13 protein-coding genes are annotated in these 14,389 nt (G+C 57.4%); 8 read left to right on the top strand and 5 right to left on the bottom strand.

The genetic code is table 11. From position 1 onward, the window contains the following. Window position 1: 1 nt before the first annotated feature. A complete protein-coding gene (locus EHN06_RS12680) occupies window positions 2-883 on the bottom strand; it encodes a LysR family transcriptional regulator (RefSeq protein ID WP_127332919.1) in 882 nt (293 codons plus the stop codon). Window positions 884-1,026: 143 nt separating this feature from the next. On the opposite strand from EHN06_RS12680, the gene EHN06_RS12675 reads away from it, so the two are divergent. Together EHN06_RS12675 and EHN06_RS12670 are read left to right on the top strand one after the other, a co-directional pair. Beyond that, the gene (locus EHN06_RS12675) at window positions 1,027-1,797 is read left to right on the top strand and encodes a ferredoxin--NADP reductase (protein WP_127332918.1); all 771 of its coding nucleotides are present in this window, start codon (window positions 1,027-1,029) and stop codon (window positions 1,795-1,797) included. Between the two features lie 144 nt (window positions 1,798-1,941). Continuing rightward, window positions 1,942-3,015, top strand: coding sequence for a hypothetical protein (locus EHN06_RS12670; protein ID WP_228257299.1), 1,074 nt, complete (start codon window positions 1,942-1,944; stop codon window positions 3,013-3,015). Here the strand turns inward: EHN06_RS12670 and EHN06_RS12665 are convergent. After that, the gene (locus tag EHN06_RS12665) at window positions 2,991-4,097 is read right to left on the bottom strand and encodes a class I SAM-dependent methyltransferase (protein WP_127332917.1); all 1,107 of its coding nucleotides are present in this window, start codon (window positions 4,095-4,097) and stop codon (window positions 2,991-2,993) included. The two genes, EHN06_RS12670 and EHN06_RS12665, sit on opposite strands and share 25 nt — an antisense overlap. Window positions 4,098-4,318: 221 nt before the next feature. Here EHN06_RS12665 and EHN06_RS12660 point away from each other — a divergent pair, with 221 nt between their 5' ends. The 3 genes from EHN06_RS12660 to EHN06_RS12650 are packed head-to-tail and all read left to right on the top strand — an operon-like array spanning window position 4,319 to window position 7,397. After that, on the top strand, window positions 4,319-4,939 hold the full coding sequence (locus EHN06_RS12660; RefSeq protein ID WP_127332916.1) for a TetR/AcrR family transcriptional regulator: 621 nt from the start codon (window positions 4,319-4,321) through the stop codon (window positions 4,937-4,939). A 38-nt stretch (window positions 4,940-4,977) separates the two neighbouring features. Beyond that, window positions 4,978-6,558 carry a PQQ-dependent sugar dehydrogenase gene (locus EHN06_RS12655; RefSeq protein ID WP_127332915.1) on the top strand — a complete coding sequence of 527 codons (1,581 nt, stop codon included), beginning with the start codon at window positions 4,978-4,980 and terminating at the stop codon, window positions 6,556-6,558. A gap of 47 nt (window positions 6,559-6,605) precedes the next feature. Then, a complete protein-coding gene (locus EHN06_RS12650; RefSeq protein WP_127332914.1) occupies window positions 6,606-7,397 on the top strand; it encodes a TSUP family transporter in 792 nt (263 codons plus the stop codon). A gap of 11 nt (window positions 7,398-7,408) precedes the next feature. On the opposite strand, the gene EHN06_RS12645 is transcribed toward EHN06_RS12650, so the two are convergent. Further along, on the bottom strand, window positions 7,409-8,470 hold the full coding sequence (locus EHN06_RS12645; RefSeq protein ID WP_127332913.1) for a PA0069 family radical SAM protein: 1,062 nt from the start codon (window positions 8,468-8,470) through the stop codon (window positions 7,409-7,411). Between the two features lie 168 nt (window positions 8,471-8,638). On the opposite strand from EHN06_RS12645, the gene EHN06_RS12640 reads away from it, so the two are divergent. From EHN06_RS12640 to EHN06_RS12630, 3 genes are read left to right on the top strand one after another with little or no spacing between them, the layout of a single operon-like run. After that, on the top strand, window positions 8,639-9,235 hold the full coding sequence (locus EHN06_RS12640) for a LemA family protein (protein ID WP_206075789.1): 597 nt from the start codon (window positions 8,639-8,641) through the stop codon (window positions 9,233-9,235). Further along, window positions 9,235-9,984 (top strand): TPM domain-containing protein, encoded by a 750-nt coding sequence (locus EHN06_RS12635; protein WP_228257298.1) that lies wholly within the window; start codon window positions 9,235-9,237, stop codon window positions 9,982-9,984. Before EHN06_RS12640 ends, EHN06_RS12635 begins: the two co-directional genes overlap by 1 nt. Window positions 9,985-10,018: 34 nt before the next feature. Then, window positions 10,019-10,636 (top strand): TPM domain-containing protein, encoded by a 618-nt coding sequence (locus tag EHN06_RS12630; protein ID WP_127332911.1) that lies wholly within the window; start codon window positions 10,019-10,021, stop codon window positions 10,634-10,636. Window positions 10,637-10,661: 25 nt separating this feature from the next. Here the strand turns inward: EHN06_RS12630 and EHN06_RS12625 are convergent, their stop codons facing one another. Further along, window positions 10,662-14,183 (bottom strand): mechanosensitive ion channel domain-containing protein, encoded by a 3,522-nt coding sequence (locus EHN06_RS12625; protein WP_228257297.1) that lies wholly within the window; start codon window positions 14,181-14,183, stop codon window positions 10,662-10,664. Next, window positions 14,183-14,353, bottom strand: a complete 171-nt coding sequence (locus EHN06_RS21175) for a hypothetical protein (RefSeq protein WP_164735571.1) — start codon at window positions 14,351-14,353, stop codon at window positions 14,183-14,185. Before EHN06_RS21175 ends, EHN06_RS12625 begins: the two co-directional genes overlap by 1 nt. Window positions 14,354-14,389 lie beyond the last annotated feature (36 nt).

Genomic DNA, 14,389 nt, shown 5'->3' with positions numbered 1-14,389 from the left:
GTTACAGTTGACGGCACAACTCCATCCAGGCGTCGATGCCGGCACTGCGGTATTTCTGTTTGTGCAGTATAAAGTAGAACTGCCGATCGAAACGCCGATACTCCGGGACGGTCAGCGGCACCAGGCTACCGCGCCGAAACGCATCTGCCAGACAAACCTGTGACAGGCAGCCAATGCCCAGCCCGGCTTCCACCGCGCGCTTGATGGCTTCGGTGTGTTCCAGTTCCAGCAGGATGTTCAGGTCCGGCAACAGCCCGTGCATGCCTCTTTCGAAGCTTTGGCGGGTACCGGACCCCTGTTCCCGCATGACCCAGGTGGCGTTGCGAAGGTCTTCGTCATCCAGCTTCTTCTTCCGTGCGAGCGGGTGGTCGGGGGAACAGAACACCACCAGTTCGTCCTCCCGCCAGGGGATCACTTCCAGTTCCGGTGCCTGTAGTTCCCCCTCTATCAACCCGATATCCAGCTCAAAGTCACTGACCCGTCTGGCGATGGTGCGAGTATTGGCGACCTCCAGGGACACCCTGGGGTGCGTAGGGGTATTCATGTATTGGGCCATCACACCAACGGCCAGATAGTTACCAATAGTGAGTGTGGCCCCGACTTTCAGTGCGCCGACTTCCGAGTGTTTGCTGAACGCCTGCTCCAGCTCCCCGGCCTGGGCAAGCAGGGCTTCCACTTTCGGGCGATAGAGGCGTCCCAGTTCGTTCAACTGGAGACGCTTGCCGACCCGGTCGAAGAGCTGGATGTCGAACTGGTTTTCCAGCTCTTTCAAGGCGCTGCTGGCCGCTGATTGCGACATGGCAAGGGATTCCGCCGCACGGGTAATGTTCTGGAAATGCGCAGCGGCGAGGAAAACCTCCAGCTGGCGGAAACTGTATTTCATGAGCGTACCACCGTAATCGATAATACCGAATAAGGTTATGAAAATATCCCATTTTGTCGATAGGTTAGCTGCGGGTTAGAATTTATTCAATTCGGATCTTCAACTTATTGCGTTCGAGCAAACAGAACAGGCGAGAGTTAATCATGAGCAATCTGATCAAAGAGAAAGTCACCAGCGTACGCCACTGGAACGACACCCTGTTCAGTTTCACTACCAGCCGTGATCCCGGGTTTCGTTTCAAGAATGGTCATTTCACCATGATTGGCCTGGAAACCGATGGCAAGCCCCTGATGCGCGCCTACAGCATTGCCAGCGCGAACTACGAGGAAGAGCTGGAGTTTTTCTCCATCAAGGTTCAGGACGGCCCTCTGACCTCGCGCCTGCAGAAAATTCAGGTCGGGGACGAGATTCTGGTCAGCCGTAAGCCGACCGGCACCCTGATCATGGACAACCTGTTGCCCGGCAAGAACTTGTGGCTGATCAGCACGGGTACCGGCCTGGCGCCGTTCATGAGCATCATCAAGGATCCGGAAGTCTATGAAGCCTACGACAAGGTGATCCTGACCCACGGCGTGCGTTATGTCTCCGAACTGGCCTACCAGCAGGAAATCGAAGCGTTGCCGGAAAATGAATTCTTCGGCGAGATGGTTGACGGTAAGCTGCTGTATTACCCCACCGTGACCCGTGAGGATTTCCGTAACCAGGGCCGCCTGACCGATGCCATGGAAAGCGGCAAGATCACCCGGGAACTGGGCCTGCCGGACTTCGATGTAGAGAACGACCGTTTCATGATCTGCGGTAGCCCCAGTATGCTCAAGGACACCTGCAGCATTCTCAACAACATGGGCTTCAAGGAGGCCCGTGGCGGTGATATGGGCCACTACGTGATCGAGCGGGCATTTGTGGAGCAGTAAACAGCCCGCCAATACTGTTGGCCAGACCGGCCGCTAAAAGACCCCGGGGTGAGAGCTCCGGGGTTTTTTGTTGCGCCAGGTTCTTTCGTTGGACCCGACCTGTGATAAAACAATGGTTGAACGGGAAGGACCTGAGGTGGGTGCTTGAAGAAATTCACGGTGATCCTCGGTGTGGGGTTGTTATTGGCGGTGTTTGCCAGTTATGCATCCCGACCAGTGCCGATTGAGCAAAAGCTTGTCTCCATTCAGGCTCGGGAGGCGTGGCCTGGGTTCGACCGCATCAGCAACGAGCCCATTGAAGTTCAGGCAGCGGTTCTGGATCTGGGAGAGGACCCCGTGACACGGCTGAAAGCCCAGGCTGCTCTGCTGGTGTACCCTGACATGGCCCGCACCATTCTCCCCCTGTATGCGTCCGAGCCCGAATTCCGGGAGGTGTTGCGCACCTATGGCGAGCAGGCCTTGCCCCCTATCGACTTTTTCCTGCGTGAACCGGTCAGTTCCATAGAATGGATGAACATGGCTGCCCGCCAGTACCAGCGGGCCAAGGATTACGTTGCCGAGCTCGGGGGAAGCCCCGCCGCCCCTGAAGAACCGGCAACACAAGACGCGTTGACGCCAGAGGAGCGGGGTTGGTACGCGGTGAATTTCATCCGCAATGAAGGGCACGACTTCCTGGGGCAGTTTGTGGTGGATCCTGAAGGGGAGACCCAGTGGGTCCAGACGGAACGGGTGACCGAGGGTATCACCCGGTTCTTTACCAGTGGAATCCGGCAATTGGAGGCAAACTACCGAACCGGGGAGGAGATTTCGGCCAGTGACGTTGGTTGGGCCTCTGTGGATGTGCTGGTATTTGCCAGCGCGGTCAAGGTGATCCGCGCCGGGCGAAATGTGGCCAGAACCACCCAGGGCGCGAGGATTTCAACCCGATCGGCTGCTCTGGCGGCCCGTATGACGGGCGGTGGACGTCTGTTGCTCAGCAGTGCCCGCTATGCCAAGTGGCCGGTCATCATTGGCGCAGGGTACCTGGTGGTGCGCCACCCCAGCGTGATCAACGATTTTTTCGCGGGGGTGGCTGATGTGCTGGGTGTTTCTCCACTGGCCATCCAGATTGCCGGCTGGCTGATCATTCTGATTCCTGCCATGTACATCGTCAGCTGGTTGTTGCGGCCTGTAATGACCCTGTTTCGAATGACTCAGGGGCGACAGACGTACCAGTAATTCTGGAAGTCATGCTCAAGCTCATGGACATCGACGTTCCGGAAGCCTGCTGCATGAAAGTACTCCAGGGCTTTTTCCTTCCCCCACATCGCTCCCAGCCCCTCGCCATCCTGGGCCAGGGAAACGGTCATGCAGTGCATGCAGGAAATGGTGTAAAGCAAAGGTCCGATCGGGTGATCCCGGTCACTGTGGTGATGGCTTGATCCCTTGATGTCCTGGGACAGATAAACACCGTCGTCGGCCAGCACCTTCCGGATACCCCGCAACACAGCGAGCGGGTCCCTCTGGTCGTGCACGGCATCGAATGTGGTGATCAGATCGAATGCGCCGGTTCGTCCACTGTGCTCAAGATCACTGACATCAAACACCTCGAAGGTTGTGTTGTCATTCCCGAGCGCCCTGGCTTCCTGGGCGGCATACCTGATGGCCTCCCCGGATAGATCGTATCCGGTGAACCGGCTGCGCGGGAACAACCTGGCCAGCTTGTTCAGTGCCCGCCCCCTGCCACAACCAACGTCGAGGACACGAATCCCTTTCTCCAGTCGTTCAACAAGACCCGGAACGAGCGGCAGGATATGAGTTTCCAAAGCAGGAACAACGGACTGGCCGCTGTCCTCGGCCATGACCTCGTGGAAGCGCCCGAAGCGCTCGTATGGAACGCCGCCGCCGTGTCGAAAGCAGTGAACAATGTCGTCCTCCACGGAGCCAAGCAGCGGGATATACTGGGCGAACACGGCTATGTTATCTGTCGGTGACTCACGGCAGAGGCTGGCCGCGTGTTCCGGGGGCAGGTAGTAGGTTTCTTTTTCGGGGTTATTCTCGACAATGTTGCCGACGGTCATCGCTCCGAGCCATTCCCTGACGTAGCGCTCATCCAGGCCAGCCTTTTCGGCAATCTCGGCGCTGGTTGCTGGTGGCATGTCTGCCATGGTGTCAAACAGCCCGGTGCGGTGGCCGACCGAGATCATCAGTGCCAGCGCACCCGAGTTCAGTGTATCCATCATGCGGTCGCTGAATGCGTCTGCCACCGCCGGATCTGTTTCGGTGACTTCATCGATGAGGGTCTCTGCGTTGTCTGTCATAGTGCTATCCTCCTTATTATCGATAACTGGTTGTTTCCAGTCATGACCAGCATGCGCCAGGAGACGAATGGCAACCAGAGAGCACGCGGTATGGTTTTTCGATAAGTATTTAGCTTTTTTAAAACAATGGGATACAGTGTTTCGGTGCTCACGAGGGCACTGGCGGTCAGGGTTCCCGCAGGGAAAACCATACTTGGGGTATGGTTCACCGGAGGTGGCAGATGGGAAAGGGACAGGCTACCCGTGAGCGATTGTTGGATATCACTGAAGAATCGGTACTTCGGAAGGGCTTTGGTGCAACCTCGATTGAAGAGGTGATTGCCGAGGCAGGCATAACCAAAAGTGGCTTCCTGTACCATTTTCCCAACAAGAACGCGTTGGCCCGTGCACTGTTGCTGCGTTATATGGCGCGAGAGGACTCCTTGCTGGATGATGTGTTTGCCCGTGGCCGCGAGTTGACTGACGACCCGTTACAGGGATTCCTGGTCGGGCTCAAGTTGTTGGCGGAGATCATGGAGGATTTACCGCAGGCACATCCGGGGTGCCTGGTGGCGACCTACTGCTATCAGGAAAGCCTGTTTGATCGTGATGTGCGGGAACTGAATCGGCGTATTGTCCTGAGTTGGCGCGAGCGGTTTCGCCGGCTTCTGGACTCCATCTACCAACATTACGCCCCCCGGGAGACTGTCGACCCGGATGCGTTGGCGGATATGGTTTCAGCGGTTATTGAAGGTGGTCTGGTTCTGGGACGGGCTACCGGAGAGCGCGCCATCCTGCCAAGCCAGCTAATGTTGCTTCGCAGTTATATCAAGCTGTTGTTCGAGCCTGGCACCTTGCGGTAGCGGGGCGTTGTTCATCCGGTTGAAGGAACTCTACAAGAATGGAAAAGCATGTTGGTTGGCTTCGGGTGCTGGGTGCTTTTTTGTTGGCTCTGATTGTTGGAATCCTGGCAGGCAGCCTCGTTCAGACCCAGTTTAACCTTCTGGCGCTGCAGAATCTGGGCGTTGAGATTGGTCTCGGGACACGCCTGCAAACGAGCCTTGAGGACCTGGTGAACTTCGTTCCGGTCTACGGGGTGGTTTTTGGGGCCAGTTTTCTGCTGTCACAAATGGTAACGAGCCTGTTCATCCGGTTGTTGGACCTGCGTTGGCGAACGTCTTTTCTGTCATTAGGCGCCGCCGTCGGGCTTTGGGTAACCTTCAAACTGGTGGATTCCCTGGCCCCCATGCCGACCCTGATTGCGGCCACGCGGGGAGCAGGGGGAATGATGGCGATGCTGGCCACAGCGGCGTTGTCCGGTTGGTTGTTTGCGCATTTTTCCTGGCGGCGTGGCAGCGGAAAGATGCCACGTCATTTTGCCATTGGTGCTGTGCTCATTACCCTTGGATGGACTGCGCCGCAGGAACCGGTTCAGGCGGACGCGTCCTCGGGATATCGGTTGGAAACGTTCGCGATAGGGTTGGAACACCCCTGGTCCCTGGCGTTCCTGCCCGATGGCAGGGCCCTGGTGACCGAGCGACCAGGGCGTTTGCGATTGCTTTCCGCCGATGGAAATAAGGTGTCTGCCCCCCTGTCGGGCGTACCGAAGGTATTTGCTTCCGGCCAGGGAGGGTTGTTTGATGTCCTGATCGCGCCGGACTTTGATGAAAGTCGCCACATTTATCTGGCATACGCCTGTGGCACCTGGAGCGCCAATCACACCTGTGTTGCCCGGGGGCGTCTGGTTCCAGGTGGGCTGGACAATGTTCAGGAGGTGTTCCGTAGCCTGCCGGCGAAAACAGGGGATGCCCACTTTGGCGGGCGCATGGTGTGGCTGCCGGATGCCACGCTTATCCTGACGTTGGGAGACGGTTTTGATTATCGTGAGGAAGCCCAGAGGCTGACGAGCCACATCGGGACCATCGTCAGGATTAACCGTGATGGGTCCGCTCCGCAGGACAACCCGTTTACCACTGACTCCAACGCACTTCCGGAAATATACAGTTACGGGCACCGTAATGTTCAGGGCGTGGTGTTTGATTGGCGCAACAACCGGCTTATTGCCCATGAACACGGGCCCCGGGGCGGTGATGAGATCAATGTGATCGAAAGTGGTTGCAACTATGGTTGGCCGGTGGCTACGCGGGGGCTGGACTACACGGGCGCACGGGTGTCGCCGTTTACTGAATATGATGGCATGGAGCCTCCCGCATTACACTGGACGCCGTCTATCGCGCCGTCGGGCATGACCCTGTATGACGGGGACCTGTTCCCGGAATGGCGGGGCAGCCTGCTGGTGGGTGCTCTCGCTGCCAGGCGTGTACATCGTGTTGTTCTCAGCAACGATGGTGCCGTGGATATGGAAACCCTGTTTGGTGAGCTGGGTGAGCGCATCCGGGATGTGCGCACCGGTCCTGGTGGGGCGGTTTTCCTGCTGACAGACAGTCCGGAGGGGAGGGTAATACGGGTAACCCCGTGGTAAGGTACGCCGCCAAAATCATCGTCTAGACTGTCGTATGTCAGGAATCCATGTCTGATCTTGCTTTCTACCAATACGCCCTCATTGTCCTGATCTTTGTCTGGAGTGGCTTTGTCCGCTCCGGGCTGGGCTTTGGTGGCGCGGTATTATCCCTGCCTTTCCTGTTACTGGTGCTCGACGAGCCGCTGGTTTTCCTGCCGATCATCTCGGTGCACCTGCTGTTCTTTTCCTCGCTGACCATCTGGATGAACAACCGCAAGTCGGGCAGGGAAAAGCGCGGCGGTGGTAACGGTACGGCGGCAGAGGGCACGGTAGACTGGCACTATCTGTGGAAGATACTGGCGATCATGATCGTACCCAAGCTCATCGGGGTGGTGGGGCTGATTACCATGCCCTCCCATATTCTCAGTGCCATTATCTTCGTTATCGTTGCGCTGTATTCGGTCTCTTACATTCTCAACAAGCCTTTTCGCAGTGGCAGCCGGGCTGTGGATACGGTCTTTCTGATGGCGGGTGGTTATATCAGTGGTACATCGCTGATAGGGGCGCCTTTGATCATTGCCGTTGCAGCCCAGCATCTGCCTAAAGAGAAGCTGAGGGACACCCTGTTTGCCCTGTGGTTTATCCTGGTCACCATCAAAATGGCGGCATTTGTCTATGCTGGTGTGGACCTGCAGTTGATTCACCATCTCTGGTTGCTGCCGGCTGCGGCTATCGGCCACGTCGTCGGGCTGAAGGTTCATGACAGGATGCTGAGGGCGGAGACGCCGATATTTTTCCGGGTCTTGGGGACCGTATTACTGGCAGTCAGCACCTTGGGTATGGTCAGTGTCCTGCTGTAACGCAGCGGGTGTCAGATCAGGTTCATTTGTTCCCCGCCCGGGCGATGGAACAGGTCGGTGCGCAGTGGGGCCGTCTCGTTTTGATTCATGCCCAGACTCCGGCTCTTTTTGTTGAAGCGTTGGCGGATCAGCTCGGCGTACGGGCCGGTGCCTGTCATTCGCTTGCCGTAACGGGCGTCATAACTCTTGCCACCCCGTAAATCACGGATTCGGTTCATGACGTGATCCGCACGCTGTGGGAAATGCCGGTGCAGCCAGTCCTGGAACAGTTCATCCAGCTCCAGCGGCAACCTCAACATGATCCAGCTCGCCCGTTGGGCACCAGCCCCGGAGGCTGCCTCCAGTATGGCTTCCAGTTCGTGGTCGTTGATAAACGGGATGATAGGCGCGGCCAGAATACCTGTTGGCACTCCGGCGGCGGATAGCTCGCGGATGATCTTCAGTCGTGTGGCAGGGGCGGCGGTGCGGGGCTCCATGACCCGTTTCAGGCCGTTGTCCAGCGTGGTGAGACTGACCCGGACCGAGCAGAGCCCCTGGGCCGCAAGCTCAGACAGCAAATCCAGATCGCGAAGGATCAGCGTGCCCTTGGTGATAATGGACACGGGGTGGCGGTATTCGGCCAGTACTTCGAGAATTTCCCGGGTGATCCGTCGCTGTTTTTCGATGGGCTGATAGGCGTCGGTATTCACACCCAGCGCAATGGTTGAGACTTGGTACCCGGGCTTGTCGAGTTCCCTGCGGAGCAGTCGGGCGGCGTTAGGTTTGGCGATTAGCCGAGTTTCAAAGTCCAGCCCCGGGGACAGGTCCCAGTAGGCATGGGTAGGTCTGGCGAAGCAGTAAATACACGCGTGCTCACACCCGCGATAGGGGTTGATGGACTGATCAAAGGGCAGGTCAGGGGACTGGTTGCGGCTGATGATGGTCCGTACCTGCTCATCGGCCACTTCGGTGGCCAGTGAGTCCGGGTTCAGTTCGTCGTCCGGGTCCTGGTACCAGTCGCTGTCTGCCTGCCGATCAGTGACAATGGGCTGGAACCTGTTGTGGGGATTCAATGCGGTGCCGCGGGTTTTCATGGTCAACCTCTGATACTGTCTGTATATACAGTAATGGGCATAGTACGCCTTGTATTTGCAGGTGTCGACCCCATAACACAGGCAATTGTGGTAATGTCCTGACGTTACTCATTCTGGCTTCACAGACTCACAAGGAACGGATACATCATGGTGAACAGTCCTGCCATCATGCAGCGCAGCAATAGCCTGCGGCTCACAGTTCTTGCCCTGTTGACACTTATGCTGACGGGGTGCGGTATCAACAACATTCCCACCTACGACGAGCAGGTAAAATCCGCCTGGTCCCAGGTTCAAAACCAGTACCAGCGTCGTGCCGACCTAGTCCCCAACCTGGTAGAGACCGTGAAGGGGTTTGCTACTCAGGAGCGGGAGACCCTGACGGCGGTTATTGAAGCCCGCTCCAAAGCGACGTCGATCCAGGTGGATGAGAGCATCCTCAATGATCCGGAGAGGTTGCAGCAATTTCAACAGGCACAAGGCGAGTTGAGCAGCGCCCTGAGCAGGCTGATGGCGGTATCGGAGAGGTACCCGGACCTGAAATCCAGCCAGAACTTCCTGGCATTGCAATCCCAGTTGGAGGGCACGGAAAACCGTATCGCTGTTGCCCGGAGAGACTTTATCCAGGCGGTGGAGCGGTACAACACGGAGATCCGCACCTTCCCCGGCAGGCTCTGGCACAGTTTCCTGTATAGCGATATGGAGCTGCGTGCCAACTTTGAAGCCACGACACCCGATGCAGAGGAAGCGCCGCAGGTGGAATTCTGATGGCTATGAGTTGTTGCCGGATACTCGTCTTCGCTGCGCTGGTTGTCCTGCTACCGGGCCAGGTGCTGGCGCAGTCCACTCCCGATTTTCCCGAGCTGACTGGGCGGGTGGTGGATAACGCCGACATGTTGCCGGGGCAGGTGGAGTCGCGTCTGAACCGTATGCTGGAAGCCCACGAACAGGCCACCAGCGAGCAGGTCGTAGTGGTTACCCTGCCGAACCTTCAGGGGTATCCGATTGAGGACTATGGCTATCAGCTTGGCCGGCATTGGGGCATTGGTCAGGAAGGCGAGGACAACGGCGCCTTGTTGATCGTGGCGGAAGACGAACGTCGTATCCGTATTGAGGTGGGTTATGGTCTGGAAGGCCGTCTGACGGATGCCACTTCCGCCACCATCATCAACCAGATTATTACCCCGGCCTTCCGTGCCGGCGATTTCCCTACAGGTATCGCCAATGGGGCCGAAGCCATGATTCAGGTGCTCGGGGGCGAGCCGCTGGCGGTCCCCCAATCCCGGCAGGTGAGTAAGGAGGATCGTCCCCATCCTGCACTGGGTATCCTGTTCTTCATCATCGTGGCCCTGTCGTTCTTTGGTGGCATGGGTGGTCGTCGTGGTCGCAGCGCGTTGCTGGGTGGCCTCGTTGCTGGCTCCCTGATGGGAGGTCGCAGCGGTGGAGGCTTTGGTGGCGGTGGCTTCAGTGGTGGCGGTGGCGGTTTTGGTGGCGGTGGCGCTTCCGGCGGCTGGTAAAACCACTTCATGATTCAGCGAGATTAATATAACCATGACTCTATTGAGTGAAAGCGAGCAGAAACAGGTAGCCAAAGCGATAGCCGAGGTGGAGCAGGAGACCGACGCTGAGTTGGTGACGGTACTGGCCGCCAGTTCCGATGACTATACCTATATCCCGCTGCTGTGGGCGGGCATCCTGGCGTTGTTGGTGCCCGGCGTTGTCAGTTATTTCACTGGCTGGTTCGGTGTAAGCGGGCTGTTGATGGCCCAGTGGAGCACGTTCATCGTGTTATGTCTGCTGTTCCGGTTTTCGGGGGCGGCCCGTTGGTTAGTGCCCAGGTCGGTACGGTTCTGGCGCGCCTCCAATATGGCTCGGCGTCAGTTTCTGGAGCAAAACCTGCACCATACCGCCGGTGGCACCGGCGTTCTGATTTTCGTATCGGAAGCCGAGCATTATGTCGAAATCCTGGTGGATCAGGGGATCGCCGGCCTGATCGATAACCGGATCTGGGAAGAGATTGTCGCCGACTTCACCAGCAAGGTCCGTCAGGGCCGGACCCAGGAAGGCTTCGTTGATTGCATCCGGGCCTGCGGTGCCCACCTAAAGACCCAGATTCCTGCCACCCGTGAGAAAAATGAGCTGCCCAACCACCTGATCATCCTGGAGTAACCCGGGCAGATGTGGCCAGTTGCGACTAGCGGTCGGATCCGGTCAGCCCGTGGAGATCCGGTATGGTGCGAACATGGAGGTCGCGTTGTGGGAAGGGAATCTCGATACCTGCTTCCCGCAATGCTTTGGTGACCGAGGCATGAATCTCATGTGACAGTGGCATGATGTCGAGGAGGTCCTTGACGAAAACCCTCACTTCGAAATCAATACTGCTGTCGCCAAGACCGACGCAGAATACGGCCGGTGCGGGGTCGTCCACCACGCGCTCGTTGCCGTTGGCAACTTCCATCAGGATCTGCTGTACGGTATCCACGTCTGATCCGTAAGCCACGCCCACCCGGAGTATGACCCGTGTAATGGGGTCGGAGAGCGTCCAGTTGGTCAGATCCTGGGTGACAAAGGTCTTATTGGGGACGATCTGTTCCTTGCGATCCCAGTCAACAAGCGTCGTCGCGCGAATGCGTATGCGAGACACGGTGCCGGTGATGCCACCAATGGTCACCGTGTCTCCGACGCGAATCGGGCGTTCAAAGAGCAGGATAATACCCGAGACGAAATTGGCCACGATCTCCTGTAGCCCGAAGCCGAGCCCCACACCCAAAGCTGCCACCAACCACTGCAGCTTCGACCATTGAACGCCCACCACGCCAAGGCATATTACAACCCCCAGGAACACGATGAGGTAGGTGGTGATGGTGGTGATGGCATAACCGGATCCCGGTTCCAGGTGCATCCGGCTCAGAATCATCACTTCCAGGGTGCCGGGAAGGTTTTTGACGGCGAGAACCGTGCCTGCTCCCACCAGCAGTGCAAGCATCAGGTCACCCAGGGTTATGGGTAGCGGATCGCCACCTTCAAGGTCTGTGGTGATTGTCCACAGGGTAATGTTGTCAAATAGCTGCAGTGCGGGAATGACGTTGGCCCAGAGCAGCCAAAGGCCGGATATGGCCACCACGGCGACCAGGATTTTCAACAGGGAAGTGCTCTGCTGGCTGATGTCCTTGAGGTCCATTTCCGGCATATCCAGTGCCTGAGGTACGCCTTCGCCTGACGATTCGGCGGCTTCCCTGGCTTCTGCCATTTTGCGTTCGGCAGCTCGTTGCTCTCGCAAACGTTCCAGTGTTAAACGGCGCTCACGAACCGCGAGCATGCGTAACCCGAGATAGAACAGCAGGGCATTGAAGGCAAGCCAGCAAATGCTTATGAAAAGGTTACGTTCCAGTTCCAGCGCGGTGTAGTGATACCCGAGTATGGAGGCCGCGGCCAGCACCAGGGGCGTGGCGACGGCCAGAAAATGCAGTACGAACAGGAATCGACCGCCCGGCTTTTCCGCACGAACCGCGCTCATGATGCGTTGGGCGAAGATCGCCAGCGCCACCGATACCACTATGAACAGTAGTCGTCCCAGGCTTTCTTCAAACTCGGAGCCACTTGGCGTCGCGGTGGTGGCTGAAAGAATCGTAATGGGAATGACCACGGCCAGCAGGATCGGGATTTCCCTGCGAATGGCTTCCAGGGAGTGTTTGTTCCAATGAAAATGCCTGTCCCCAAGGCCATCCTTGCGGGCTACCTTGTGAATAAAGTTCAACAGCAGGGTGATAAAGGCGGCAGCGGTGAAACCATTGGAAAGCGCTGAAAAGAACTCATTGCCTTCCATCAACAGTAGCGCGCCTGCCGCCAACGCAAGCACCCCGGGCAGGGTCAGCAGCACACTGTGGATCAGGGCAAACAAAGTTATGGCAACGCGATCACGGCCTACATTACCGACATACTCGCCATTGGTCTTGAGATTTGTCTTGATTGCCCGGCGTTTGAACAGCAGCAGTGCAAGTATTGCAAAAAGCACGATGATCCGGGCCCGGCGTTCATCAAAGGACTCTTTAATGGCCTGGCTGAAGGGTTCCAGCCTGAGCTCGGAGGCGAGCCAGACGAACGATTCCAGGAGGGCCGAGAGGGTATCCGAGCCCACCCGCGATGCGTTAGGTAGCCAGAATAGTCGTTGTTGCAGCAGTGTCTGGTAGTCCAGCACCTGTTCCTGCAAGGCAGTTACGGTGTTGTAGTAATCATTGAGAACGTCGATGTGTTGCGTTACCGCTTCGTGGAGCTGGCGAATCAGCCTGGCCCGTTCGCTGCGTAACTGACCTCGGGCATTATCCTCAGGGTCCACAATCGCTTCATACTCTTCCAGTCTGAGTTGTTCTTCGCGGGCGGTTGACAGTTGCTCTTCAATACCCTTGATCAGTTCGCTGGCAATACTCTGTCGCCGTAGACGTTCCAACCGTTGTTTCAACAGGCCGGCATAGTCACCTGTCAGGTTGAGCCCGGCTGTCTCCAGCCTCAGTTCAAAGCTTTCGTATTCGTCTTTCAGGCGATTGAGGATGGATTCAGCGTAGTCCAGGCGCTCGACGCTGGATTCCACACCCGTCAGGCGTTGATTGAGGGATGCCTTCAGGGCCTGTATTTGCTGCCGGATGTCCGCATTCATTGACTCCTGGAGCTCGATTTTCGGCGGACTTTCCGTTTCGGCTTCAAGTTCCGGCTGTACGGCTGGTACCGAGGCTTCTGCGTCGGACTTTGTATCTGTCTCATCCTGACCGTAGATTGGCGTAGCCAGCGAGCACAGCAGAACCAGCCAGGTCAGCCATTGTTTCAATAACGATGCGCTGACCGGCTGGCGATGGCTTTTCATCGATGGATTATCCTCGCACTGTAAGTTGATGTTTCGCTCCGCCGCCAGAGTCATTTGAGCTTGTAGGCCACTACATAGTCGCCAATGGTGGTGCCCGGTATTGGTGGGTCCGAGCGCCTCTTGGTTCTTGGGTACCAGTCTGGATGTAAACGCCATATACAGTGGCATCCCGAACATGACCTGACGCTCGGGATCCACGGCAACGCCGCCCCAGTTGAACACCCCGAAGTTGCCCGGGTACACGATGGTGCCCTGTACCGATGGAGGTGTGTACTGGCCTTCGTAGCGCAGGGAGTGGAACTTTATGCGGCAGATCATCTGGTCAATGGCAGTGGCTCCCCACATATCGGAAGCTTTCAGGGGCGGCGGCCGGAAACTAAGCGCGGATAGCGGCTGCGTGGGGGCCGCATAATCGCCCTCGATAGTGCCTTGCGGCGCCTCCTGTTCGGTAATGGGGATCAGGGCGTCGCCGGTTTCAAGGCTCAGGGCCACAACCGAGGAAGCGTAGATTTCTTCCTCAGGCGTGCGGTACATGCCCAGTTGATCCGGAGTCCGGTTTCCCATGGGGAAATACACCATGCCCAGCTCTTTGTCGGCACTGGCTATCGACCAGCTGTTGGGAGAACTGGTGGAATAGGTGTCTTCAGGAGCAATGGGTTGGGTCTGATCCGGGTTGGCAGGATCCCAGTTCCACACCAGTTTGCCGGTTCTGGCATCGTAGGCGCGGATGACGCCCGATGGTGAGTTAATGTCATAGTTGTCGTTAACTGAACCGGCCACGACAACCACGCCGTGGGCCACGACAGGCGGTGATGTGGAGTAATAATAGCCATCCTGGCGATAGGGCATATTGTGCATCAGGTCCAGTTCCTCGCCAAGGCGGGGATTGCTGATAACAGACTCGGCGTTGAGTTCAGAGTTGCTCCGGCTAGCGTGTAGTACCAGCTGCCACCCAGGGAAAGCAGCCAGACACCGCCTATCAGCAGGGGCAGTCCAAAAAGAAAGAGGATAATGGTCAGTAGACGCATGAGGCTGAAAACTCCTTTTCTCGGACGTTGGTTTGT

Origin of the sequence: Marinobacter sp. NP-4(2019) (assembly GCF_003994855.1) — a bacterium.
GTDB lineage: Bacteria > Pseudomonadota > Gammaproteobacteria > Pseudomonadales > Oleiphilaceae > Marinobacter.
The sequence above is the reverse complement of the archived record's forward strand: the minus strand, read 5'-3'. Positions and strand labels throughout refer to the sequence as shown.

Excerpts from the sequence above, each read along its gene's own strand:
- EHN06_RS12675 (WP_127332918.1), top strand. The coding sequence starts at position 1,027 with ATGAGCAATCTGATCAAAGAGAAAGTCACCAGCGTACGCCACTGGAAC.
- EHN06_RS12660 (WP_127332916.1), top strand. The coding sequence starts at position 4,319 with ATGGGAAAGGGACAGGCTACCCGTGAGCGATTGTTGGATATCACTGAA.
- EHN06_RS12645 (WP_127332913.1), bottom strand. The coding sequence starts at position 8,470 with ATGAAAACCCGCGGCACCGCATTGAATCCCCACAACAGGTTCCAGCCC.
- EHN06_RS12630 (WP_127332911.1), top strand. The coding sequence starts at position 10,019 with ATGACTCTATTGAGTGAAAGCGAGCAGAAACAGGTAGCCAAAGCGATA.
- EHN06_RS12665 (WP_127332917.1), bottom strand. The coding sequence starts at position 4,097 with ATGACAGACAACGCAGAGACCCTCATCGATGAAGTCACCGAAACAGAT.
- EHN06_RS12640 (WP_206075789.1), top strand. The coding sequence starts at position 8,639 with ATGCAGCGCAGCAATAGCCTGCGGCTCACAGTTCTTGCCCTGTTGACA.
- EHN06_RS12650 (WP_127332914.1), top strand. The coding sequence starts at position 6,606 with ATGTCTGATCTTGCTTTCTACCAATACGCCCTCATTGTCCTGATCTTT.
- EHN06_RS12635 (WP_228257298.1), top strand. The coding sequence starts at position 9,235 with ATGGCTATGAGTTGTTGCCGGATACTCGTCTTCGCTGCGCTGGTTGTC.
- EHN06_RS12655 (WP_127332915.1), top strand. The coding sequence starts at position 4,978 with ATGGAAAAGCATGTTGGTTGGCTTCGGGTGCTGGGTGCTTTTTTGTTG.
- EHN06_RS21175 (WP_164735571.1), bottom strand. The coding sequence starts at position 14,353 with ATGCGTCTACTGACCATTATCCTCTTTCTTTTTGGACTGCCCCTGCTG.
- EHN06_RS12625 (WP_228257297.1), bottom strand. The coding sequence starts at position 14,183 with ATGCACAATATGCCCTATCGCCAGGATGGCTATTATTACTCCACATCA.
- EHN06_RS12680 (WP_127332919.1), bottom strand. The coding sequence starts at position 883 with ATGAAATACAGTTTCCGCCAGCTGGAGGTTTTCCTCGCCGCTGCGCAT.